The sequence below is a fragment of the Chenggangzhangella methanolivorans genome (assembly GCF_019797865.1).
Classification (GTDB): domain Bacteria; phylum Pseudomonadota; class Alphaproteobacteria; order Rhizobiales; family Methylopilaceae; genus Methylopila; species Methylopila methanolivorans.
This window is the reverse complement of sequence record NZ_CP081869.1, coordinates 3,150,315-3,172,185: the sequence shown is the minus strand read 5'-3', so window position 1 is coordinate 3,172,185 and position 21,871 is coordinate 3,150,315. Positions and strand designations below refer to the sequence as shown.

The following is a 21,871-nucleotide window of genomic DNA, read 5'->3' as shown; positions in this document are numbered from 1 at the left end:
CTGCGCGACAAGTCCAGTCTTATTTTGAGACTGAAATTGAACTCGAGGAGGGTCCGGGATGCGGCGCGTCAGTTTCGGGAGCGCGGACTGTCCGGTGGCGCGCGCCCTCGACGTGATCGGCGACTGGTGGTCGCTGCTGATTGTGAGAGACGCCTTCGACGGCGTCCGGCGCTTCGGCGCGTTCCAGAAAAACCTCGGCGTCGCCAAGGGAATGCTGGCGACCCGCCTTCAGGCGCTGGTGGAGGCCGGCGTGCTGGAGCTCGCGCCCGCCTCCGACGGCAGCGCCTACTCCGAATATGTGCTGACGGCGAAGGGCCGCGACCTGTTCGTCGTGGTCGCGGCGCTGCGGCAATGGGGGGAGGACCACCTGTTCGCCGCCGGCGAGCCGCGCTCGGCGCTCGTCGACGCGCGCGACGGCGCGCCGGTCGCCCGGCTCGAGGTCCGCGCGGCCGACGCGCGCCCCCTCGCCTTTGACGAGACCCGCGTCGAGAAGGCTCGGCCCGCAAAAGGAGCTTGAAGGGCCGTCGACGCGCGCCGAAATAAACGAGCGACTGAGGCGCGCGTCTGGCCGAGGCGCGCCATGATGCGAGGAACTCGCCATGAGGCGCATTCTGCTTGGGCTCGCCGCCGCGCTGGTCGCGGCCTCGCCTGCGGCGGCCGAGATCACCGTCCTCGCCCGACCGACCGGCGACGCCTCGTCGCTCGTCTGGCGCAGCGCCAGCGAACGCGAGGCGATGTACCGCCATCTTTCCCGCACGCTCATGCGGCTCGGCGAGCGCGACCTGCCGAAGAGCCAGAGGCTCGAGGTGAAAATCCTCGACGTGCGCCCGGCGGGCCAGTTCGAACCGTGGCGGGCCGGCGGCGCCGACAACGTCCGGATCATGCGCGACGTCACGCCGCCGAGCGTGAAGCTCAGCTACCGCCTCTCGGACGGCCGCCGCGTCATCGCTTCGGGCGAAGAGACGGTGACGGATATGAACTACCTCTGGGACGCCGCCGCCCGCTCCTCGCTCGGCTCGTTCCCCTACGAGACCGAGCTGATGCGCGACTGGTTCCGCGACCGCATCGTCAGGCTTAAGCCCGCGCGGGGCTGAGCGCGCCCTCCTCCTCCGCGTCCATCGGAGCGTTTCGCCCAGCCCGCTTTCCATGTATGCGGGTTGGTCATCGTCGGCGCCTGCCGGCGGCGAAACGACGGAACCGACCATGGCGTTTGCGGAACTGATCTCGACGGTGGAGCGCGCGATGACGCGCACGCACTGGACGCGCGAAGCCGCGAAGTCGCTCTACGCGCTGCCCTTCGCGGATCTGATGTTCGAGGCGCAGACCGTCCACCGCCGCCATTTCGATCCCAATCGCGTGCAGATGAGCCGGCTGCTGTCGATCAAGACCGGCGGCTGCGCGGAAGACTGCGGCTATTGCAGCCAGTCGGCCCGCATGCCCGGCGAAAAGCTCAAGGCCTCCAAGCTGATGGAGGTCGAACGGGTGATCGACGAGGCCCGCAAGGCGAGAGACGGCGGCGCGACGCGCTACTGCATGGGCGCGGCGTGGCGGAGCCCGAAGGACCGCGACATGGACATGGTCCTGGCCATGGTCGAGGGCGTCAAAGGCCTCGGCATGGAGACCTGCATGACGCTCGGCATGCTCACCCCCGAGCAGGCCCTCCAGCTCAAGGACGCCGGGCTCGACTATTACAACCACAACCTCGACACCTCGGAGCGCTATTACTCCGAGATCATCACCACGCGCACCTTCGCCGATCGGCTCGAGACGCTCGACAACGTGCGCTCGGCCGGCATGAAGGTGTGCGCAGGCGGCATCCTCGGCATGGGCGAGACGGTCGACGACCGCGTCGACATGCTGGTGACGCTCGCCAATCTCGACGAGGCGCCCGAGAGCGTGCCGATCAACATGCTGATCCCGATCCCCGGCACCAAGCTCGAGAACGCAGCGCCCATCGACCCGTTCGACTTCGTGCGCACCATCGCGCTCGCCCGCATCATGATGCCGACGAGCCATGTGCGCCTGTCGGCCGGCCGCACCGAGATGTCGGACGAGATGCAGGCGATGTGCTTCCTCGCCGGCGCGAACTCGATCTTCGTCGGCGAGACGCTCCTCACCGCCGACAATCCGGGCGAGGACCACGACGGCGCGCTGTTCCGCCGACTCGGCGTCGAGCCAGAGGCGCTCGGGGACGAGTGAAGCGGCGAAAGCCGACTGCGCGCTTCGAGACGCGCCTTCGGCGCTCCTCAGCATGAGGGATGTCGAGGGTGATGCAGCGCACAGGAAGACCTCATGCTGAGGAGCTTCGCGCAAGCGAAGCGTCTCCAAGCACGCAGTTCGTCTCTGCAGCGCGGACCTTCTGATGACCCGCCTCTCCCGCTTCGAGACCGCGCTCGAGGGCCTCTCCCGCAAGGATCGGCTGCGCGGCCTCGCGCCCCGCGAGGGCCTCGACTTCGCGTCCAACGACTATCTCGGCCTTGCGGCCTCCCCTCGCCTCGCCGAGGCCGTCCGCGAGGCGATCGGGCGCGGCGCTGTCGGGGCGGCAGGCTCGCGGCTCCTACGCGGCAACCATCCGGAGCACGAGGCGCTGGAGGCGGAGGCAGCCGCCTTCTTCGGCGCGGAGAAAGCGCTCTATTTCGGGGCGGGTTTCTCGGCCAACGTCGCTCTTATCCAGACGCTGCCCCAACGCGGCGACCTCGTCGTCCATGACGAGCTGATCCACGCCTCCGTCCATGACGGCCTGAAGGGCTGCCGCGCCGAGACCGTCGCCTTCGCGCACAACGACGCCGGCGCCGCCGAAGACGCGATCCGCGCCTTCCGGGAGCGCGGCGGGACGGGCGCGCCATGGATCGCGGCCGAGAGCCTCTATTCGATGGACGGCGACCGCGCGCCCGTCGCCGAGCTGATGGCGCTTGCGGAACGCAATGACGGCTTCCTGCTGCTCGACGAGGCGCACGCCACCGGCGTTCTGGGCGCCCGCGGGCGCGGCCTCGGGCGAGACCTTCGAGGGACGCGAGGCGCTCGTCTCGACCCACACCTGCGGTAAGGGGCTCGGCTGTTCGGGCGCGCTCGTGACGGGACCCGCGGCGATCGTCGACTTCCTCGTCAACCGCGCCCGCCCCTTCATCTACGCCACCGCGCCCTCCCCGCTCGCCGCCGCCGCCGTGCGCGAGGCGCTCCGCATGGTGGAGGACGAGCCGGCGCGCCGCGCGGCGCTCGCCCGCCGCGTCGCCATCGCCGAAGGCAAGCTCGCCGGGCTCGGCCTTCGAGGTTCTGGCTCGCACATCCAGCCCGTCATCCTCGGCCGCAACGCCCGGGCGCTGCGGGCGGCGCGCGCGGTCCGCGCCGCGGGCTTCGACTGCCGCGCGATCCGTCCGCCGACCGTGCCCGAGGGTACGGCGCGGCTCAGGATCTCGCTCACCCTCAACGTCGCCGAGGCCGACGTCGCCGCGCTGATCGACGCGATCGGCGCGCAGATCCAGGAGGAGGCCGCGTGAGCGCGATCGTCGTCACCGGGACCGACACCGGCATCGGCAAGACCGTGTTCGCCGCAGGGCTGACCGCCGCGCTCGGCGCGACCTACTGGAAGCCGGTCCAGTCGGGCCTCGAGGGCGAGACCGACAGCGAGACCGTGGCCCGGCTCGCGCGCCTTCCCCCGGAGCGCGTGCTGCCCGAAGCGTGGCGGCTGAGGACGCCCGCCTCGCCCCACCTCGCCGCCGAGATCGACGGCGTCGCGATCGACCCCGAGGCGCTCAATCCTCCCGCGGTCAACGGCCCGCTGGTGATCGAGGGCGCGGGCGGCCTGTTCGTGCCGCTGACGCGGGAGACGCTCACCATCGACGTGTTCGCGCGCTGGCGCCTGCCGGTCGTGCTCGTCGCCCGCACGGCGCTCGGGACCATCAACCACACGCTGCTGTCGCTCTCGGCGCTCAAGGCCCGTGGGATTCCCGTGCTGGGCGTCGCCTTCGTGGGCGAGGAGAACGTCGACTCCATCCGCGCGATCGCGACCTTTTCGGGCGCCAGGGTGCTGGGCCGGCTGCCGCCGCTCGCGCCTCTGTCGCCGCGCACGCTCGCCGAAGCCTTCGGCAAGGCGTTCCGCACGCGGGACTTCATCGCCTGACAACCCAAGATGGTACGTAGTCGCCCGAATGGCGACGAAACGGACTTTCATCCATCACGCGCTTGTCCTCTTCTCGGTCAGGAGCGTGCGATGCCGATTGGATCTCTTCGTTCAGCGGCTGCGGCCGCTTTGTGCCTCTGCGGGCTGGCCGCTTCCGCCGTCGCCGCGCCGGACGCGCCGCTTTCGGGACTGCCGATCCTGGTCGACGCGGCCGGCAAGGCGATCGGCCCCTATCTGCCCAACAATGCGGGCACGAATTCGGCGCTGATCTCGGTCGACAAGCGCATCCTCGCCGTTCCGGCCAACAATCTCGGCTTCTTCGAGGCGAGATACATCCTCTACTACAAGACCAAGAACTGCTCCGGCGAAGCGCTCATGAGCGCCAACACGCTGCCGCTCGCCGGCATGCAGAAGGGCGTCCTCTACTACCCTGCCGAAGAACGCGTCGAACCGAAGATCAAAAGCCGGAACGAGTTCGTCCCGAACATGGGCATGTCGCCCTGCGGTCTCATCCAGACCACCGGAGGATCGTTCGCGAAGGTGAAGACGCTGAAAGTCGACGAGCTCGGCTTCAAGGCGCCGTTCTCACTGAAGACGACGCTGCCCTGATCGAAAGACGGCGACCGGGCGCGGGCTCAGAGCCCGCGCTTGGCCCAGCCGTCGGTCATCGCCACCCGCGGTCGAGATCGGCGGGGAAGTCGAGCTCGCTCCATTCCTTGCCTTCGATCGAACGCACGCCGACGACCTCGCCGTGATAGCGGGCGATGCCGTCGATGGCGGACAGATACCAGCGCTTCAGCCCGTCCTCGGAGCGCAGCAGGCGCTCGATCTCGGCGACGAAGATCTTGGCGCCCTCATCGGTGAAGCGCAGGCATCCGATCGACTCGCCGGTGACGAGGTCGAGCGGCAGCGTCTTGCCGATCGCGAACAGCCGGCCGTCCTTGTCGCGCACCTTCATGTCGTCGCTGTCGTAGTCGCCCTTGCGGTCGATCGTCACCGTGATGGGCGCGACCGGCGGATCGGCCAGAACGGCCTTCGAGATCTCCGGCTCGATCAGCGTGTCGCCGTTCAAGATCAGGAACGGCTGCTTCATCTCGTGGCGCGCGATCCAGCAGCTCGCCAGATTGTCGGCGAGTTCGAAGAACGGGTTGTGGGTCGTGCGCAGGCTGACGCCCGACAGCTTGATGGCGTCGAGCGCCGCGTCGACCTTGGCGGCCTCGAAGCCCGTCACCACCACGATCTCGGTGACGCCGGCGGAGGCGAGCGAGCGAACCTGCCATTCGAGCAGCGGCTTGCCCGAGAACGGGATCAGACACTTCGGGGTCTCGGCGGTCAGCGGCAGAAGGCGGCGCCCCTGGCCGGCGCTGAGGATGATGGCTTTCACTTGGCTGTCCTCCGGATGTCCAGGCGGGCGCGAACTGCGGGCTTCGAGACGGCTCTCCGGGCTTCCTCGGCATGAGGACCGTTTGCGCATCCTCCACGCTCCTCATGCTGAGGAGCGCGCCGCAGGCGGGCGTCTCGACGCACGCAGTTCGCCTTCCCTGGAACCGACTTCAGAAATCAAGATCCGCGTAATGCGGCGCGGGGGCGGTGCCGGGAACGGTCTCGCCCAGCAGCGGACGGAAGGACGGACGCGACTTCACCCGCGCGTACCAGTTGCGCGCCGTCTCGTCCTCCTCCCAAGGCACGTCGCCGAGATAGTCGACGACGGAGAAATGGGCGGCGGCCGCGAGATCGGCGTAGGTCAGCCGGTCGCCCGCCAGCCAGCGGCGCTGGCGGATGAGGTAGCCGACATATTTGAGGTGGTAGCGGATGTTGGCGCGGCCGGCGCGGATGGCCGCCATCTCGGGCGCGCCGCCGCCGAGATTGGTCGGCATGAAGCGCTTGTAGATCTTCTCGGTGACGAGGTGGCTCGAGACCTCCTCGAAGAACTTGCGGTTGAACCAGTCGGTCAGCCGGCGGGTCTCGACGCGGTCGCGGGGCGAGTCCGGCAAGAGCCGCCGGTCGCCGAGCGCGAGGCCACGGGTCTCGTCGAGATATTCGGCGATCACGTCGGCGCCCGGCACGGAAGGCATCGAGGCCTCGACCAGCACCGGGGTGGAGCCCGCTGGGTTGAGCGTCAGGAACGGTTCGCGCCGCTCCCAGATCCGCTCTTCGACCAGATCCGCCTCGAGCCCGTATTCGCTCATGACGAGGCGCACAAAGCGCGAATGCGGGCAAGCGGGTGGTGGTAGAGGATCGCCATGGATGCCGGGGGGTCTCGCGGCGCTCGGAGAAAGTGTGGCCGGCGCGCGTCGCACGCGCGCGGAACGCCGCGGTTGAGATGGCGCGGCGCGGGCGCCCCGTATAGAACCGCACCGCCCGCGCGACAACACCGAATCGGCCGCGGGCCCTCGGGGGAGACGGGGCGCGATGGATCTGCACCAACTGTTGGAAGCCGCCCTGCTCGGCGTCGTCGAGGGGCTGACCGAGTTTCTGCCGGTCTCCTCCACCGGCCACATCCTGCTGCTCGGCCATTTCCTCGGCTTCGAGTCCGCCGGGAAATCCTTCGAGGTGCTGATCCAGCTCGGGGCGATCCTCGCGATTCTCGCGGTCTATTCCGGCAAGCTCATCAACATCGCGATCCGCCTGCCGCACGATCCGACGGCGCGGCGTTTCGTCATCGGCGTGCTGGTCGCCTTCCTGCCCGCGGCCGTCATCGGCGCGGCGCTGCACGGCTTCATCAAGACGGTGCTGTTCGAGAGCCCGATGACGATCTGCGTCGCGCTCATCGTCGGCGGCCTGGTGCTGCTGTGGGTCGACATGCGCCACCAGCCGCAGTCGATCCCGGTCGGCGCGACCGACGGCCCCGCGCATGGCTGGACAGGCGCCACAGGCGGCCGTCGCCTATGACGACGCGATGCAGTTTCCGCTGCGCATGTGCCTCGTCATCGGTTTCTGCCAGTGCCTCGCGATGATCCCGGGCGTCTCGCGCTCCGGCTCCACCATCGTCGGCGCGCTGCTGCTCGGCGCGAGCAAGCGCGCGGCGGCGGAGTTCTCGTTCTTCCTCGCCATGCCCACCATGGCGGGCGCGTTCGCCTACGATCTCTACAAGAACCGCGACACGCTGAAGTTCGACGACCTCGCGCTTGTCGGCGTCGGATTCGTGTGCGCCTTCATCGTCGCGCTCATCGTGGTGCGCTTCGCGCTCGACTTCATCTCGCGCCACGGCTTCGCGCCCTTCGCCTGGTGGCGGCTGATCGTCGGCGCGGCCGGCCTTGCGGGCCTCATGGTCTACGGGTGACGATGAGGTGAGGCCGCGTTCGGCCCGCTGGAGCCTTTGACGCTTGGCCGCGATCGTCGTCACCCACGTCACCCGAACCCTGAGAGGCGGCCGCAAGGCGCTCGACGACGTCTCGTTCGAGGTCCCGGCGGGGTCCTCCTGCGCGCTGATCGGCCCGGCGGGCTCCGGCAAGTCGACGCTCCTGCGCCTCATCGCGCGGCGCGAGAAGCCGGACGCCGGCGTGATCGAGATCGGCGAGGACGTCAGCCAGTCCTGGCGGATCGGACGGCCCGAGCTCGCCGAACTCGTCGATCCGGACGCGCTCGAGCCTGGACGCAATCTCTATGACAACATCGTCCGGGGCTCGGCGCCCGCGGCCTGAAGCGCAGGGACGCGCAAGAGGCCGCCCTGCGCGCAGCCGACGCCTTCGGCCTCGGCCCATCGCTCGCCCGCCGCGCAGGCCGAGTCTCCTCGGGCGAACGGGCGCGGACCGCGCTCGCGCGCGCCTTCGCGGCCCGGCCGGCGGCTTTGCTGTTCGACGAGCCGTTCCGCGGCCTCGACGCCGCCGAGCGCGCGGCGCTGCGCTTCAAGCTCGCGGCGCTGGCGCGAGACCGGCGCGGCCGCGGTGTTTTCGCTGCAGGACCAGGCCGAGGCGCTGGCGCTCGCCGACAGCCTCGTGCTGCTCGACGGCGGCCGGGTCGTCGCCGCGGGCGGCGCCGACGAGCTCTACGCCCGCCGCCGACGTCGGCCGCCGCGCGCCTTCTCGGGCCCTCGCCCATGAACCTGCTTCCCGTGCGCGCCGAGCGGACCGGCCTGTCGCTCGAGGACGGCACGCATCTTGGCGGCGCAAGCCTGCGGACCGGCTTCGTCTTCGCCGTTCTCGGCGTGCGGCCCGAGGATCTTTTCGCGCCGGGCGAGGGCTCTCTGCCCGCCGCCGCGACGTTTCCCGTCACGGTCGAACTCGCGGCGCGCGCGGGGCGCGAAACCCTCGTGCACGGGCGGGTCGGAGCGTTCCCGTTCCTCGCGCGGCTCACCGGGCCGGTCGATGTTCCGGCCGTCGGCCCTCTCACTCTCGGCGCCCGTCGCGAAAGCCTGCATCTCTTCGACGCGGCGACAGGCGCGCGGCTCTAAGGCGCCCATTGGCGGAAGGTCGCGGTTTTTGGAACAGCTATAAGCTCGTATCCTCGGCTGGCTTCGAAAGAGCAGAACGGTGACGTGCGATGGCATGGGAACCGAAGCCGGAAGTCGTCGAGGTGATGGCGCGCTGGCTCTATCGGAAAGAACATCCCGACGTTCTCGATTAGGAAGCGGACGAACAGGCGGCCGCGCCGAAGCGCCCGGCCTCAACCTCGAAAGACAAGGACGTGCGCACTGATTATGAGGCGCGCGCGCGGCAAATGCTGATCATCGCACGCTCAAACAGCGGCAGCGGCGGGTAGCTGCGGTGCCCCACAAAGGGGGCGGTGCTTTACTCACCGATCATCATCAGCCTATCAGTGACACTAGCAGGCCGGCGGCGCGCCTGCCTTTCGCGTTTTCTGGCGACCTGATCAATGAAGCTTTCGAATGAGTCTATTCGTAACAAAATAAATCGAGGCCAACTTTCCTTTATCGGCTTCGATCAGAAACGGCTTCATAAGCGACTTGAACGAACTCAGAACATCATTGGTCGACCGGAGCGCCGCACCCTTAATTTTGCGCTCGCAGCCAAGAATTCACAATGCCTGCATTCCGAGGATGGCGCACGCCTTGATTATACCGGACGAATAATCATACCGAGCGGATCACTTATTCCAGACGACACGAAAACGACTCTGTTTCGGAAGGCCTACGCTTACTCTCCGGAACGGATATCGACGGACACAGAGTTGGAGATTCACGAGCCGGTTGTTTTCGGCGGCGCTATGATCCATCATTTCGGTCACTTTCTAACCGACACGCTCTCGCGGCTTTGGATCCTTCGGGAACTTCCGCCCGAGATAAGAATTGTCTTTCTGACCCACGCCGGCCAGACGCTCGATTTCTTCCTGAAGCGCGCTTGGATACGCGATACGCTTTCAGCCTTCGGCATCAATCATGAAAGAATTATACTCGTTGATCGTCCAACTATATTTCGTAATATTATTGTTCCTCAACCTGCCATAGAACATGCATTCCGCATCTACAGCGCTTATACCACCTCCTACGAATGCTGCAGAGCGATTTGAGACAGCTTCCGCAAACGGACCGTATATCTACCTGTCTCGATCTATGCTCGCCTCCGATCCTCGCGGATGCCGATCCGACGAACAGGCGCTTGAGCAACGTTTGGCGGCGAACGGTTTCAAGATTCTTCACCCAGAGACCATGACAATCGCCGAACAGGTTTCAACCTTCAGGTCTGCTTCCGTCGTCGCCGGAATGATTGGCTCTGCATTTCACAACAGCCTATTTGTCGAAAACCCTAATCTACAGATAATATACCTCGCGGAAGAAAATATTTATGAACGATATCTTATCATAGACGGGGCGAAAATGTACAAATCCACTTATGTCAATTGCATACAAAGCGCTCGATTGGGATCCGAGCTAGTAAGAACTCTCGACGTCAATTCAGCATGTCACGAAATATTCGAGCGGATCTAAAAAACACAAAGTGAGATCCGCTCGCCGTTTACATGCACCTTCCGAGAGGCGTCGTCCCGAGTGGGCCGATAACCGTGTTAAAGCTTAGGCTTTACAGCCAGCCTCGGCTCGCCCCGATCCACGGAAGTCGACCTCCGATGACGGCCTCGCTCAAATACGACAATACTATCATAAACGTGGATCGAAATTGTATTCTTTGTAAACTGATCTACACCGCCCGAGTAATTATATCCGTTCAGCGCGTCGATCTTATTTTTGCAGTATTCGATAAAGGTGCCTGGAGCACGAAGCCCACCACCGTAGCGCTCTACGTAGCTCGTGTGCGTATCCTCGACTAAGTAAACGCCCTCTGGCGTCAAACGATTATATAAATGCTCGATGGTCACAACCTGATGATCATTGATATGACTTCCATCATCCAAAATAACGTCGAACGGGCCGAATTCCTCGCAAATCTCATCAAGAAACGCCGTGTCGGCTTGACTCCCGATCCTTACGTAAATCTGGTCCTCTTCAAACTCCTTGCATTTTTCGGCGATATCGACTCCCACGATCGTGGCGTACGGCCCAAGATATCGTTTCCACATCTGCAGGGAACCACCACGATTGACGCCAATCTCCAACATCGTAATCGACCTGTTCTGAAACCGGGCGACATGCCGCTCATATACGGGAATATACTGCGTCCATTTCTGAACACCGCGGCCTTCATGTGTCAAAAATTGCTCCCAAAGAGACATCGCTCTATAGATCCCCTCTGCTTCCACGGGAGATTATCAATATATCTGACGCCTGGCAACAACGAGACCTTTCGCCGCGCGCCTCTTAGAAGCGCGCGATCAAGACGTCGCTTGACAGTCGCGTCACTCTCCTGATGGATCGCTAATCACGGTCGTTCTGGCAAAATGCGGAGCCGTTGCATGAACTTGTTTGAGTTAATTCGCCGTAAGGATCGGAATGCGCTCGTCCGTGGCGAGGTCAAGGCCGTCACCAAGGCGCTGAACGGTCGCAAATGGTTTGGTGTATCCCTTGCCAGTGGAAGCGAAGTCCGAATTCCAAACGCCTCCCGGTTTTTTACTCTGCGGGGATGGCCTGATTTCTGTGGTTGGCATTCGCACGGGTCTTCATTGAGTCCTGATTTAGAGGTCGGTTTTGCTTTGCAGGGAACTGAGGCTTTGATCAGCTCGACCGAGATTCGCAGCGGAACAAGGCTTGTCCCGCTGTTCTTAAACTGGCCGAAGAGCGGGGAATTGGCTGTCGACCTTGTCATCCGCACGACCAAAGCCGAAGAGCCTTCCGACACGGTATTCGTGGCCACTAGCCGCGCCCTTTCACGGGACTGGCTTTACGCGCTCGCAAAAGGACGGGGCGTTGAAATCGGACCGGGACCAGTTCCGCAGATCCTGCCGGCTGACGACGTTCAAGTCTCCTATGTCGAACAGATGCCTCCGGCGGAATGGAGTCGGCTTTACAATCAAGGTGGCAAGTATCCGGAGAATCCAGAACTATGGGACTCATATGTTGTTGGCGATGCCTGCGATCTCCCAGTAGACGACAAATCTCTTAACTTCATTTTCGGTAGCCACGTTTTCGAACATCTTGCGAACCCATATGGGCATCTGCAACGCTGGCATCATAAGTTAAAGTCGGGCGGGCGCATTCTTTGCGTTATTCCCGACCTTTCCGGCACGAAAGACGCGGTGCAGAAGCCAAGTACGCCTGCCGAATGGGCGTCTGAATTCGAACGGGCGATCTGGGAGCCGACGATAGACCATTATGTCCGCCACATGCATCGTAAAGCAGACGATCCACGGCTTCAAAAAGCAATATCAGACAAAGAGTCGATCCATGTGCATTACTACACTAACAGCAATTGCCGTGAGCTGATGGATTGGGCCTGCGCCGAAGGCGGCTTTGCGAAATTTAGCCTCAACTGGACCGCGAACACCAAGGATTTTCACTTCATGCTCCAAAAGGCATGAGCTTAAATTCGACTGGCCAGCAGACTGTAGAACAGCCCTGGCTAGAGCCTGTCCTGCCCGAACGCCCGCCCTTACGGCTCGAGCTCGCTGTCCCAGTAGAGATAGTCGATCCAGCTGTCGTGGAGGTAGTTGGGCGGGAACAGCCGGCCGTTGCGGTGCAGGTCGTGCACCGTCGGCGGGAACGGCTCCTGGGCGGGATGCATGCCGCAGTCGGCCGGCATCTGGCCGCCCTTTTTCAGATTGCAGGGCGAGCAGGCCGCGACGACGTTCTCCCACGTGGTCAGGCCGCCCCTCGACCGGGGGATCACGTGGTCGAAGGTCAGATCCTCGCGCGTGCCGCAATACTGGCAGGAGAAGCGGTCGCGCAGGAAGACGTTGAAGCGGGTGAAGGCGGGATGGCGCGCCGGCTTCACGAAGGTCTTCAGGCACACGACGGACGGCAGCTTCATCTGGAAGCTCGGCGAGGAGACCCGCCGGTCGTAATGCGAGAGAACGTTCACCCGGTCGAGAAAGATGGCCTTGATGGCGTCCTGCCACGACCACAGCGACAAAGGGTAGTAGCTGAGCGGACGGTAGTCCGCGTTGAGCACCAAGGCCGGACACGCTTCAGGCGACACGACGACCGTCACCGCGCACTCCTCATCGGCGCGCCGGCGCATCGGCCTGCGCTTGAGGAATAATCTATCTGTTGTGCGTCAGCCTTGTGAAGATGCTCGAAGACTTGTCCTCCGCGGTTTGAGCGCGCTCGCCACGAAGGCCGCGCCCTGGCGCAAGCCCTCGCCGTCGATGCCGTGGCCGAGCCCCGGCGACAGATGCCACTCTACAGGAATTTCAGCCGCCGCAAGCCCGTCTGTCGCGGCGAACAGCGCATCGACCGGAATGACGTCGTCGCGCTCTCCGTGGATCAGCAGGATCGGCGGGCGGCAGGTCGCCTCCTCCTTCAGCGCCTCCGGGCTCACCAGCATGCCCGAGAAGCCGATGATGGCGGCGGGCGGCGCCTTGCGGCGCAAGCCGGCGTGCAGCGCCATCATGGCGCCCTGGCTGAAGCCGATCAGAACCAGGCGGTCGTCGGAGAGGCCGTGGCGGGCGAGCTCGGCGTCGAGGAAGGCGTCGAGCGTCGGGCGCGCGGCGATCACGCCGCGACGGCGCTCGTCGGGGTCGCGGAACGTCAGCGGAAACCACTGGCGTCCCGTCGGCGCGGCCATGCAGCGCTCGGGCGCGTGAGGAGACACGAAGGCGACGTCGGGCATCGCCCTGCGCCATTCCGCGCCGATCGCGATCAGGTCGTTGCCGTCCGCGCCGAAGCCATGGAGAAACACGACGAGCGCCTTCGGGACTCCGGAGGCGGGGGCGAGGCGCGGGCCGTCGATCGTCGGCAGGCTCATGTCGTCTCCTCGGCGCTTTCCGGCCGGTTGGGGGCTGGCGCGGCGTCCCTGCCGCCGCGCTTGCGCAGGTAATAGGCCCACAAGAGCTGCGCGGCCACTCCCCGTAAAGGCCGCCAGCGTTCGGCGATGCGTTCGGCTTGCGCGCGGTCGGGGCGCGCCTCCAGCGCGAACGCCTCTTTCATCGCCGCCTGAACGGCCACGTCGCCGCCCGGAAAGGCGTCGGCCCGGCCGTGGGCGAAAAGCAGGAACACGTCCGCCGTCCAGGGCCCGACGCCCGAAATCGCGACGAGGCGCGCCCGCGCCTCGTCCTCATCGAGTCGGCTGAGCGCCGCGATGTCGAGCCCGGCGTCGACCGCCGCGCAAAGCGCCCGAACCGTCCGGAGCTTGACCCGCGACAGGCCGGCGGCGCGGAACGTCTCGTCGGGCGCGGCGGAAAGGCTCGCATGGTCGATGACGCCGAGCGCCGCCTGCAGGCGGCCATGGATCGCGCGCGCGGCCGCGACCGAGATCAGCTGCGAATTGACGATCCAGACCAGCCCGGCGAGGTCGGCGGTCAGCGTGCGGAGCGGCGGCTCGGCGGCCTCCCGGCGCAGCGCGGCCATGCGCGGGTCGAGCGCGCAGAGCGCGTCGAGCGCTGCGTCGAGCTCAGGCTTTGTGAGAATCCGGTCGGTCGTCACGGCGACGCGACGCTAGCGCGCGCGCCCGACGAATTGAAGCCGCCAGCCTTGCGCAGCTTGGCGAACGAGGTCCGGCCGCCGACTCAAGCGGCGCGCAATTGGGCGCCCGGCGAGGTTCCCCGCGGCCGCCGCTCTGCTAGATCTGTCGGCGCCCCTCAGAACGCAAAGGCCCGAATGGCCGATTTCCTCCCCGCCCGCTCCTATTACGCAGCCGCCAATCCCGCCCCTGCTTCCCGGCCTCCGCTGGAAGGCGCCGTCCGCGCCGACGTCGCGATCATCGGCGCCGGCTTCACCGGTCTGTCCGCCGCGCTTCACCTCGCCGGGGCGGGGCTCAAGGCGGTGGTGCTCGAACAGGCGCGGATCGGCTGGGGCGCCTCAGGGCGCAACGGCGGGCAGCTTCACACCGGCCAGCGCCACGATCAGGACGAACTCGAACGCGTGGTCGGGCTCGACGACGCCCACAAGCTCTGGGACATGGCGGAGGACGCCAAAGCGCTGCTGCGCGGACTGATCGACCAGCACGACATCGCCTGCTCGCTCGAGACCGGGCTGATCCACGTAGATCATAAGCCGGCTTTTGTTCGCCATTCGCACGCCTACGCCGAGAAGCTCGCGCGCGACTACGACTACCCGCATGTGGAGCCGCTCTCGCGCGAGGAGCTTTATGAGCTGGTGAAGAGCGAGGGCTATCACGGCGGGTCGATCGACCGTCGCGGCGGGCATCTCGATCCGCTCGCCCTCGCCTACGGGCTCGCGCGCGCGGCGGAGACGGCGGGCGCGACGATCCACGAGGGCGCGCGCGTGAGGCGCCTGACGGGCGGCGCCCGGCCGACGCTCGAGACCGAGCGCGGCGAGGTTTCGGCCGAGGCCGTGCTGATCTGCACCGACGGGCTGCTCGAAGGGGTTGAGGCGACGGTCGAGTCCCACGTCATGCCGATCGCGAACCACATCGCGACCACGGCGCCGCTGGGCGAGCGCCTCAACGACGTGCTGGCGAGTCGCGCCGCGGTTTCCGACAGCCGCTTCGTGGTGCGCTATTTCCGGCCGACGCCCGACGGGCGGCTGCTGTTCGGCGGCGGCGAGACCTATTCGACGACCCTGCCGCCCGACGTCGCGCCGATCGTGCGCCGCCACCTGCTCGAGGTGTTTCCGCAGCTCGCCGACGTGCCCATCGAGCACGCCTGGGGCGGGGTGCTGGGCGTCACGCCGACGCGCCAGCCCTTCGTGCGCTCGGTCGCCAGGAACGTGTTCGCGGCGGCCGGGTACTCCGGCCAGGGCGTGCTGCTCGCGCCGATGTTCGGCCGGATCCTCGCGGAGGCCGTGCAGGGCCGGTTCGAGGGCTTCGACCTTCTGTCGCAGCTGCCGGTCCCGTCCTTCCCGGGCGGGACATGGCTCAGGAAGCCGATCCTGGTGGCCGCCATGAGCTATTTCGCGCTCAGGGACCGGCTGTAGAAACGAGACGCTTACCGCTCGCGGAAGATCTCGCGCTTGCCGGCGTGGTTCGCCGGTCCGACGATGCCTTCGTTCTCCATCCGCTCCATCAGCGAGGCGGCGCGGTTGTAGCCGATCTGCAGGCGGCGCTGGATGTAGGAGGTCGAGGCCTTCTTGTCGCGCAGCACGACCGCGACTGCCTGGTCGTAGAGGTCGCCCGACTCCTCGCCGAAGTCGCCGGCGTCGAACACCGCCGCGTCGTCGCCCTCCTCGGCGGCGCCCGCCGCCTCCTCTTCGTCGGCCGTGACGGCGTCGCAATATTCAGGGCGCCCTTGCGTCTTCAGGTGGTCCACCACCTTCTCGACCTCGGTGTCGGACACGAACGGCCCGTGGACGCGCACGATGCGGGCCGCCGCCGGCCATGTGCAGCATGTCGCCCTGACCGAGGAGCTGCTCGGCCCCCATCTCGCCGAGGATCGTGCGGCTGTCGATCTTGGACGTCACCTGGAAGGAGATGCGGGTCGGGAAGTTGGCCTTGATCGTGCCGGTGATGACGTCGACCGACGGGCGCTGGGTCGCCATCACGATGTGGATGCCGGCCGCGCGCGCCATCTGCGCCAGGCGCTGGATCGCGCCCTCGATCTCCTTGCCGGCCACCATCATCAGGTCGGCCATCTCGTCGACGATGATGACGATGTAGGGCAGCTGGGTGAGGTCCATGACCTCGTCCTCGAACACGCCCTGGCCGGTCTCGCGGTCAAAGCCCGTCTGCACCTGCCGCGTCACCGTCTCGCCGCGCGCCGTGGCTTCCGCCGCCCGGGCGTTGAAGCCGTCGATGTTGCGCACGCCGAGCTTCGACATCTTGCGATAGCGGTCCTCCATCTCGCGGACCGCCCATTTCAGCGCGATCACCGCCTTCTTCGGGTCGGTGACGACGGGCGTCAGCAGGTGGGGGATGCCCTCATAGACCGAGAGCTCCAGCATCTTCGGGTCGACCATGATGAGCCGGCACTTCTCCGGGGCGTGCCGGTAGAGCAGCGACAGGATCATGGTGTTGATCGCGACCGACTTGCCCGAGCCCGTGGTGCCGGCGACCAGCAGGTGAGGCATCTTGGCGAGATCGGCGATCACCGGCTCGCCGCCGATGGTCTTGCCGAGGCAGACCGGCAGCTTCATCGGCGAGGATTCGAAGCTCTGGTCCTCGAGCAGTTCGCGCAGGTAGACGGTCTCGCGCTTGGCGTTCGGCAGCTCGATGCCGATGACGTTGCGCCCCTCCACCACCGCGACGCGGGCCGCGGTCGCGCTCATCGAGCGGGCGATGTCGGAGGCGAGCGCGGTGACGCGAGACGACTTCACGCCGGGCGCCGGCTCGAGCTCGTAGAGCGTGACCACGGGGCCGGGATTGGCGTCGATGATCTCGCCGCGCACGCCGAAGTCGGCGAGCGTCTGCTGCAGCTTCACGGAGTTGCGCTCCAGCGCCTCCTCGGAGAGCTCGGGAGACGGCTCCTCGGTGGCGGCGGGCGTCAGGAGCTCGAGCGACGGCGGCTCGTACTCGAGCGTGACGGGCGGCCGGGCCGAGGCGACCGCGTGCTGGCGCACCGCCGGCTCGACGCGGTTCGCCGCGGGCGCGGACGGCTGGACATGGACGACCGGCGCCGGCTGCGGCGCGTCGACGTTCTGGCGCTGGCGCTCCGCGCGGGCGGCGGCGCGGGCTTCGGCCGCGAGCAGCGGCTTGCGGGCCGGGACGACAGGCGCAGGGACGACAGGCGCAAGGACCGGCGCGGGTTCGACGGCGACGGGCGCCGGCGCCGCGACCGGCGCGGGAGGCTCGACGCTCTGCGTCTGCGCCGCCCCAGCCGAAGGAGGCGCGATAAGTCACCGGCGCGAAGCTGACGAAGGGCTGGCCGAGCGAGCCCGTGAAGCGCGAGCCGACGATCTCGGCGAGCGGCTCCGGCTCGGGCGCGGGCGGCGCGAGCGGGACGTTGTCCTGGTCGACCGGCGAAACCGACAGCTCGCCCACATGGATCGTCTCGGCGAGGCGCTGGATGGTGAGCGGGGCCGGACGGCGCACGACGCGCGCGGCGCCTGGAAACGCCATGCCGGCGATCGCGTCGGCGGCCGCCTCGGGCTCGATCGGCTGCTCGTCCTCGGGCTCGCCCGCGACGCGGTTGCGGCCGCGCAGGATGCTGTCCGGGGTGCGGGTGAAGCGGGTGTTGGGGCCGCTTGCGAACGGCTTCAGCCAGCTCGGCGTCTCGCTCGGCTCCGGCAGCGCCGAGACCGGGCGCTCGACGGTGGCCGACAACGCCTCGTCCAAGCCCGCAAGCCCTGCGCGGCGGGCCTGGAGGACATGGTCGGGCGTGCGGACCGAGCGCACCTCGGACGACGCCGCGGGGCGGTTGGAGGGCTGGCCCCCGCGCGTCGCGTTCGAATCGTCGGAGGCGGGCGGACGGCCTGAAAAACGCATGATCGAAGAACCCCGGAGCCGGGCGGATCCGCCGCCCTGTCGCGCGCTCTCAGTAAGCCGCCGTCAGCGTTAACGAAGGGTGGAGCGGACCCGGTTTTCCCCACCTCAGGGTCCCCCTCGCCGGACCGCTCGACCGCGCGCGTTCGTGAACGCAGGGGCGGACCTCAGGGCGCGTTTGAAGGCGCAAGACCAAGGCTTCGGGCCACGATCGCGCGAGCGACGTCGCGGTCAGCGTCGAACGGGTCTAAACTCGGGAAACGTCGATCGACGCTGTCCCCCTCGAACCGGCGGAGCGCTCGCGCATGACGACCGACCCCCGCGACCTTTCGGCGCTCAACGCCTTCGCCCGCTTCGGCCTTGGACCGAAGCCCGGAGACCTGCGCCGCGTCGCCTCCGATCCGCGCGGCGCGGTGAAGGCTGAGCTGATGAGGCGCGACGTCGCGCTGCTCCCCGACCCCTATCTCGACTCGACCGAGGAGATCGCCCGCTCCTTCATCGAGCGGAAGACGCTGCGCCGCATGCGCAACGGCCGCGAGCTGAAGGGCCGCCGCGAGACGGTGGCCGAGATGATGCGCGCCGAAGGCCGGCTGCCCGCGGAGAAGCCCAAGCCCGTCAGGGCCTCGCCGGACGACGGCGGGATGGCCGGGAACGACATGGGCGGAAACGACATGGGCGGCGGCAAGAAAGGCGGCCGGCGCGACGACAAGGTAGAGCCCATGACCAACATCCCCGACCCCGCCAAGTCGCCGATGCCGGACGAGATCGACGCCCGGATCGTGCGGGCGCGCAACTGCGACATCGGCTTCGTGGAGCGCTGGTGTCGTTCTGGGGAGACCATTTCACCGTCTCGTCGAAGGGCGGCAAATATGTCGGCTGGCTCGGCGGCGCCTATGAGCGCGAGGCGATCCGCCCGCATGCGCTCGGCCGCTTCTCCGACCTGCTGCTCGCGGCGAGCCGTCACCCGGCGATGCTGATCTATCTCGACCTCGACGATTCGCGCGGGCCGAACAGTCCGGCCGGCGGCAAGAAGGGCAAAGGCTTCAACGAGAACCACGCCCGCGAGCTGCTGGAGCTCCACACCGTCGGGGTCGACGGCGGCTATACGCAGAAGGACGTCACCTCGCTCGCCTACGCCCTCACCGGCTGGCGGACGGTGCGGCGGCCGAAGGCGGAAAATCTCGGAGGCTACGAGTTCGACTCCGACGCCCACGAGCCCGGCGCGCAGACCGTGCTGGGCAAGTCCTATCCCGACACGGGCGCGGAGCAGGGCGCGGCGATCCTCGCAGACCTTGCGAGAAAGCCCGCCACCGCCCGCCACGTCGCGCGGCGCGTCGCGGTGGCGTTCGTCTCGGACGATCCGCCGCCGGGGCTCGTCGCCCGCCTCGAAAAAAGCTTCCGCGACACCGACGGCGACCTCAGGGAGCTCGCGCTCGCGCTGATCTCGTCCGACGAGGCCTGGAGCGCGCCTCGCACGAAGATGCGCTCGGCGAAGGAGTTCGTGTTCGCCTCCGCCCGCGCGCTCGAGCGGCCCGACACCAAGCTCCTGATCAAGGGCCTCCAGGCGCTCGGCCAGCCGATGTGGGGCGCGCCCTCGCCCAAGGGCTTCTCGATCTACGGACGGGACTGGATCGCCCCGGACGCGCAGACCAACCGGCTCGACCTCGCGGTCGACCTCGCCGAGGAGCACGGCCCCCGCATGGATCCGAACGCGCTCGCCGACGACCTTCTGGGCGACGTCATGAGCGACGAGACCAGGACCGCGGTGAAGCGGGCCGGCTCGCGCGAGCAGGCGCTCGCCCTTCTGTTGATGTCGCCCGAAATGCAGCGGAGATGAGCATGACCGACGCCTCCCGCCGCGCCGCCTTTCGCGACGCCCTCGCCTGCCCTGACCGCCGCGGCTTCCTGATCGGCGCGAGTTCGCTCACTGCCGCGCTGATGATGCCGAAGATCGCAAGCGCCGCCCGCGCGCGCGACCCGAGGCTCGTCGTCATCGTGCTGCGCGGCGCGATGGACGGGCTCTCCGCCGTGCCGCCTGTCGGCGACGCCGCCTATGAGGGTTTGCGGCCCGACATTTCGCTGAAGCTCGCGAGCCAGAAGGGCGCGGCGCTGCCCCTCGAAGGGCCGTTCGCGCTGAACGGCGCGATGACGCGCTTCCACGGGCTTTACAAGTCCGGCCAGGGCCTCGTGGTGCACGCGGCCGCGACCGGCTATCGCGACCGCTCGCATTTCGACGGGCAGGACGCGCTCGAGAACGGCACGTCGGCCGCCAAGGCCGTCGACACCGGCTGGCTCAACCGCGCGGTTGCGGCGATGCCTTCGGCCGGGCAGGTCAAGCCGATCCGCGGCCTCGGCATCGGGGCGAACGTGCCGCTGATCCTGCGCGGGCCCTCGCCTACCATGACCTGGGCCCCGCCCCGCCTCGACGCCGCCAAGGTCGACACGATCGATCGGCTCGCCGCGCTCTACGCCGCGCGCGACCCCGAACTCGCCAAGGCCTTCGAGGCGGGCGTCGAGACCGACCGCCTCGCGCTCGCCGGCATGGCGGACGACAAGTCGGCGCCGGGCCTCAGCCGCCTCCAGCAGAATTTCGTGGCGCTCGCGCAAGGCTGCGCGCGGCTGATGGCCGACGACGAGGGGCCGCGCGTCGCCGCGCTGTCGTTCGACGGATGGGACCCCACACCAAGGAGGGCGCGGCCACCGGCCGCCTCGCCGGCCTCCTCGGCGGCCTCGACGTCGCGATCGACACCCTGCGCACGGGCCTCAAGGACAAGTGGAAGGAGACCGCGGTCGTCGTGGTCACCGAGTTCGGCCGCACCGCCCATGAGAACGGCGCCGACGGCACCGACCATGGCACCGGCACCGCCGCCTTCCTCGCCGGCGGCGCGGTGAAGGGCGGACGGGTCATGGCCGACTGGCCGGGGCTGAAACCCAATGAGCTGTTCGAGAACCGCGACCTCGCGCCGACCACGGATCTGCGCGCCGTGCTGAAGGGCGTTCTGGCCGACCATCTCGGCGTGCCGGCCGGCGTGCTGACCGAAAAGGTGTTTCCGGGCAGCGAGACGGTCACGCCGGCCAAGGGCTGATCGCCTGACGGCCGGAGCGGCTGAGGCCGCTCCGCCTCGTCGCGCGAGCCTCAGTCCAGCGCCGCCGACTGGTCGGGAGCGCTTGCGGCCTTCTCCAGCTTCGCGACGCATTTCTTGGCGTTGGTCTCTTTCAGCGCCGGCAGGATGCGCGGCAGCGGCCCGATCGCGGTCGAGCGGTCGCCGCCCTGCTTGACGCCGCCCTTGATCAGCGCCTTGCGCATCGCGCTCGGGCTGAGCGGATCGAGCTTGCAGGCGAGGCGCACGCCCTGGATCGCGATCGCGGCTCCCGTGACGATCGGCGTCGCGCTCGAGGTCCCGCTGAAGCGCACGGTGTAGCGCTGCCGCTCGTCTGCAGGGTTGAACAGATCGCCATCCTGTGGTGACGACGTTCTGCCCCCAGCCCTGCACGTCGACGCGCGAGCCGTAGCTCGAGAACGACAGCCGCGAGCGGTCCGTGGAGGAGCCGGCTCCGACGATGATGGCGCCGGAGTCGCGCACGTTCCGGTCGAATTGGCCGGCGCATTCCGGCGCGTCGAGATTGACCGCGCCGTTGCCCGCGGCCGCCAGCACGATCACGCCGCGCGCAGTCAGCGTCGAGACGGCGTCGAACACCTCCTGGAGCGTCTCCAGCGGCCCGTAGCGGTTCTGGCTCGTCGGGTAGCCGCAGACCCAATATTGTTTGCTCGATGATCAGCACGTCGCCGCGTCGCAGCGTGCCGCCCGCCGCGACGATGGCGCGGGACGGCGAATAGTTCGACTCGACGGTGTTGGCCGGAGCCACATAGGCGGTCGCCTTCGGCGCGATCCCCGTGACGCCGTATTTGTTGTCCTTGCCCACGATC

At 67.5% G+C, this 21,871-nt stretch carries 20 protein-coding genes and 8 pseudogenes; 19 read left to right on the top strand and 9 right to left on the bottom strand.

Features of this window, described 5'->3' with window-relative positions:
• The first annotated feature begins 58 nt into the window (after window positions 1–58).
• The 6 genes and pseudogenes from K6K41_RS16625 to K6K41_RS16600 all read left to right on the top strand — a co-directional run bounded on the left by K6K41_RS16625 (window position 59) and on the right by K6K41_RS16600 (window position 4,729).
• Window positions 59–517, top strand: coding sequence for a winged helix-turn-helix transcriptional regulator (locus K6K41_RS16625; protein ID WP_261401432.1), 459 nt, complete (start codon window positions 59–61; stop codon window positions 515–517).
• 82 nt (window positions 518–599) lie between these two features.
• Entirely contained in the window at window positions 600–1,094 is a 495-nt protein-coding gene (locus tag K6K41_RS16620; RefSeq protein WP_261401431.1) for a DUF3016 domain-containing protein, read from the top strand.
• Between the two features lie 148 nt (window positions 1,095–1,242).
• Window positions 1,243–2,199 carry a biotin synthase BioB gene (gene bioB, locus K6K41_RS16615; protein WP_378146068.1) on the top strand — a complete coding sequence of 319 codons (957 nt, stop codon included), beginning with the start codon at window positions 1,243–1,245 and terminating at the stop codon, window positions 2,197–2,199.
• Between the two features lie 163 nt (window positions 2,200–2,362).
• Window positions 2,363–3,497, top strand: a pseudogene (locus K6K41_RS16610) (8-amino-7-oxononanoate synthase).
• Complete coding sequence (gene bioD, locus K6K41_RS16605) at window positions 3,494–4,120, top strand: dethiobiotin synthase (RefSeq protein ID WP_261401429.1); 627 nt, start codon at window positions 3,494–3,496, stop codon at window positions 4,118–4,120. The pseudogene K6K41_RS16610 and the gene bioD overlap by 4 nt, the downstream one beginning before the upstream one ends.
• 90 nt (window positions 4,121–4,210) lie before the next feature.
• Window positions 4,211–4,729: a hypothetical protein gene (locus K6K41_RS16600; RefSeq protein WP_261401428.1), complete on the top strand. Its 519-nt coding sequence runs from the start codon at window positions 4,211–4,213 to the stop codon at window positions 4,727–4,729.
• Window positions 4,730–4,784: 55 nt separating this feature from the next.
• Here the strand turns inward: K6K41_RS16600 and K6K41_RS16595 are convergent, their stop codons facing one another.
• Both K6K41_RS16595 and K6K41_RS16590 read right to left on the bottom strand, forming a co-directional pair.
• Window positions 4,785–5,504: a phosphocholine cytidylyltransferase family protein gene (locus K6K41_RS16595; RefSeq protein WP_261401427.1), complete on the bottom strand. Its 720-nt coding sequence runs from the start codon at window positions 5,502–5,504 to the stop codon at window positions 4,785–4,787.
• Window positions 5,505–5,673: 169 nt separating this feature from the next.
• A pseudogene (locus K6K41_RS16590) lies at window positions 5,674–6,365 on the bottom strand (glutathione S-transferase family protein).
• Window positions 6,366–6,532: 167 nt separating this feature from the next.
• Here K6K41_RS16590 and K6K41_RS16585 point away from each other — a divergent pair.
• The 7 genes and pseudogenes from K6K41_RS16585 (at window position 6,533) to K6K41_RS30530 (ending at window position 10,007) form a co-directional block, all read left to right on the top strand.
• Window positions 6,533–7,403: pseudogene (locus K6K41_RS16585) on the top strand (undecaprenyl-diphosphate phosphatase).
• 43 nt (window positions 7,404–7,446) lie between these two features.
• The gene (locus K6K41_RS16580) at window positions 7,447–7,764 is read left to right on the top strand and encodes an ATP-binding cassette domain-containing protein (RefSeq protein ID WP_261401426.1); all 318 of its coding nucleotides are present in this window, start codon (window positions 7,447–7,449) and stop codon (window positions 7,762–7,764) included.
• Window positions 7,761–7,871: pseudogene (locus K6K41_RS30535) on the top strand (hypothetical protein); the annotation flags it as partial. The gene K6K41_RS16580 and the pseudogene K6K41_RS30535, both read left to right, overlap by 4 nt.
• A gap of 136 nt (window positions 7,872–8,007) precedes the next feature.
• On the top strand, window positions 8,008–8,163 hold the full coding sequence (locus K6K41_RS16575) for a hypothetical protein (RefSeq protein WP_261401425.1): 156 nt from the start codon (window positions 8,008–8,010) through the stop codon (window positions 8,161–8,163).
• Complete coding sequence (locus tag K6K41_RS16570; protein ID WP_261401424.1) at window positions 8,160–8,513, top strand: TOBE domain-containing protein; 354 nt, start codon at window positions 8,160–8,162, stop codon at window positions 8,511–8,513. The genes K6K41_RS16575 and K6K41_RS16570 overlap by 4 nt, the downstream gene beginning before the upstream one ends.
• A gap of 422 nt (window positions 8,514–8,935) precedes the next feature.
• Window positions 8,936–9,589, top strand: coding sequence for a glycosyltransferase family 61 protein (locus K6K41_RS16565; RefSeq protein WP_261401423.1), 654 nt, complete (start codon window positions 8,936–8,938; stop codon window positions 9,587–9,589).
• A complete protein-coding gene (locus tag K6K41_RS30530; protein ID WP_428978529.1) occupies window positions 9,531–10,007 on the top strand; it encodes a glycosyltransferase 61 family protein in 477 nt (158 codons plus the stop codon). The genes K6K41_RS16565 and K6K41_RS30530 overlap by 59 nt, the downstream gene beginning before the upstream one ends.
• 77 nt (window positions 10,008–10,084) lie before the next feature.
• On the opposite strand, the gene K6K41_RS16560 is transcribed toward K6K41_RS30530, so the two are convergent.
• Window positions 10,085–10,774 carry a class I SAM-dependent methyltransferase gene (locus tag K6K41_RS16560; RefSeq protein ID WP_261401422.1) on the bottom strand — a complete coding sequence of 230 codons (690 nt, stop codon included), beginning with the start codon at window positions 10,772–10,774 and terminating at the stop codon, window positions 10,085–10,087.
• A 153-nt stretch (window positions 10,775–10,927) separates the two neighbouring features.
• Here K6K41_RS16560 and K6K41_RS16555 point away from each other — a divergent pair, with 153 nt between their 5' ends.
• A complete protein-coding gene (locus tag K6K41_RS16555; RefSeq protein WP_261401421.1) occupies window positions 10,928–11,989 on the top strand; it encodes a class I SAM-dependent methyltransferase in 1,062 nt (353 codons plus the stop codon).
• A 71-nt stretch (window positions 11,990–12,060) separates the two neighbouring features.
• Here K6K41_RS16555 and K6K41_RS16550 read toward each other — a convergent pair whose 3' ends face one another.
• From K6K41_RS16550 to K6K41_RS16540, 3 genes are all read right to left on the bottom strand, one after another.
• Entirely contained in the window at window positions 12,061–12,618 is a 558-nt protein-coding gene (locus K6K41_RS16550; RefSeq protein ID WP_261401420.1) for an HNH endonuclease, read from the bottom strand.
• A gap of 66 nt (window positions 12,619–12,684) precedes the next feature.
• Window positions 12,685–13,368 carry an alpha/beta hydrolase gene (locus tag K6K41_RS16545; RefSeq protein WP_378146070.1) on the bottom strand — a complete coding sequence of 228 codons (684 nt, stop codon included), beginning with the start codon at window positions 13,366–13,368 and terminating at the stop codon, window positions 12,685–12,687.
• Between the two features lie 2 nt (window positions 13,369–13,370).
• Window positions 13,371–14,051, bottom strand: coding sequence for a DNA-3-methyladenine glycosylase family protein (locus tag K6K41_RS16540; RefSeq protein ID WP_261401418.1), 681 nt, complete (start codon window positions 14,049–14,051; stop codon window positions 13,371–13,373).
• 174 nt (window positions 14,052–14,225) lie between these two features.
• Between K6K41_RS16540 and K6K41_RS16535 the strand changes: the two genes are divergently transcribed.
• On the top strand, window positions 14,226–15,503 hold the full coding sequence (locus K6K41_RS16535) for an NAD(P)/FAD-dependent oxidoreductase (protein ID WP_261401417.1): 1,278 nt from the start codon (window positions 14,226–14,228) through the stop codon (window positions 15,501–15,503).
• Between the two features lie 11 nt (window positions 15,504–15,514).
• Here the strand turns inward: K6K41_RS16535 and K6K41_RS16530 are convergent.
• Window positions 15,515–17,153, bottom strand: a pseudogene (locus tag K6K41_RS16530) (DNA translocase FtsK); the annotation flags it as partial.
• Between K6K41_RS16530 and K6K41_RS16525 the strand changes: the two are divergent.
• The 4 genes and pseudogenes from K6K41_RS16525 (at window position 17,070) to K6K41_RS30525 (ending at window position 21,029) form a co-directional block, all read left to right on the top strand.
• On the top strand, window positions 17,070–17,375 hold the full coding sequence (locus K6K41_RS16525) for a hypothetical protein (RefSeq protein ID WP_261401416.1): 306 nt from the start codon (window positions 17,070–17,072) through the stop codon (window positions 17,373–17,375). The pseudogene K6K41_RS16530 and the gene K6K41_RS16525 overlap by 84 nt on opposite strands.
• Window positions 17,376–17,398: 23 nt before the next feature.
• Window positions 17,399–18,019, top strand: coding sequence for a hypothetical protein (locus K6K41_RS16520; protein ID WP_261401415.1), 621 nt, complete (start codon window positions 17,399–17,401; stop codon window positions 18,017–18,019).
• 681 nt (window positions 18,020–18,700) lie between these two features.
• Window positions 18,701–19,780, top strand: a pseudogene (locus K6K41_RS16515) (DUF1800 domain-containing protein); the annotation flags it as partial.
• A pseudogene (locus K6K41_RS30525) lies at window positions 19,777–21,029 on the top strand (DUF1501 domain-containing protein). The pseudogenes K6K41_RS16515 and K6K41_RS30525, both read left to right, overlap by 4 nt.
• Before the next feature lie 50 nt (window positions 21,030–21,079).
• Here the strand turns inward: K6K41_RS30525 and K6K41_RS16505 are convergent.
• On the bottom strand, window positions 21,080–21,250 hold the full coding sequence (locus tag K6K41_RS16505; RefSeq protein WP_261401414.1) for a hypothetical protein: 171 nt from the start codon (window positions 21,248–21,250) through the stop codon (window positions 21,080–21,082).
• A 39-nt stretch (window positions 21,251–21,289) separates the two neighbouring features.
• Window positions 21,290–21,358, bottom strand: a pseudogene (locus K6K41_RS30520) (hypothetical protein); the annotation flags it as partial.
• Between the last annotated feature and the right edge of the window lie 513 nt (window positions 21,359–21,871).

Coding starts and splice junctions, on each gene's coding strand:
- K6K41_RS16565 (WP_261401423.1), top strand. CDS start 8,936: ATGAAGCTTTCGAATGAGTCTATTCGTAACAAAATAAATCGAGGCCAA.
- K6K41_RS16600 (WP_261401428.1), top strand. CDS start 4,211: ATGCCGATTGGATCTCTTCGTTCAGCGGCTGCGGCCGCTTTGTGCCTC.
- K6K41_RS16555 (WP_261401421.1), top strand. CDS start 10,928: ATGAACTTGTTTGAGTTAATTCGCCGTAAGGATCGGAATGCGCTCGTC.
- K6K41_RS16570 (WP_261401424.1), top strand. CDS start 8,160: ATGAACCTGCTTCCCGTGCGCGCCGAGCGGACCGGCCTGTCGCTCGAG.
- K6K41_RS30530 (WP_428978529.1), top strand. CDS start 9,531: ATGCATTCCGCATCTACAGCGCTTATACCACCTCCTACGAATGCTGCA.
- K6K41_RS16625 (WP_261401432.1), top strand. CDS start 59: ATGCGGCGCGTCAGTTTCGGGAGCGCGGACTGTCCGGTGGCGCGCGCC.
- K6K41_RS16505 (WP_261401414.1), bottom strand. CDS start 21,250: ATGCGCAAGGCGCTGATCAAGGGCGGCGTCAAGCAGGGCGGCGACCGC.
- K6K41_RS16535 (WP_261401417.1), top strand. CDS start 14,226: ATGGCCGATTTCCTCCCCGCCCGCTCCTATTACGCAGCCGCCAATCCC.
- bioB (WP_378146068.1), top strand. CDS start 1,243: ATGACGCGCACGCACTGGACGCGCGAAGCCGCGAAGTCGCTCTACGCG.
- K6K41_RS16620 (WP_261401431.1), top strand. CDS start 600: ATGAGGCGCATTCTGCTTGGGCTCGCCGCCGCGCTGGTCGCGGCCTCG.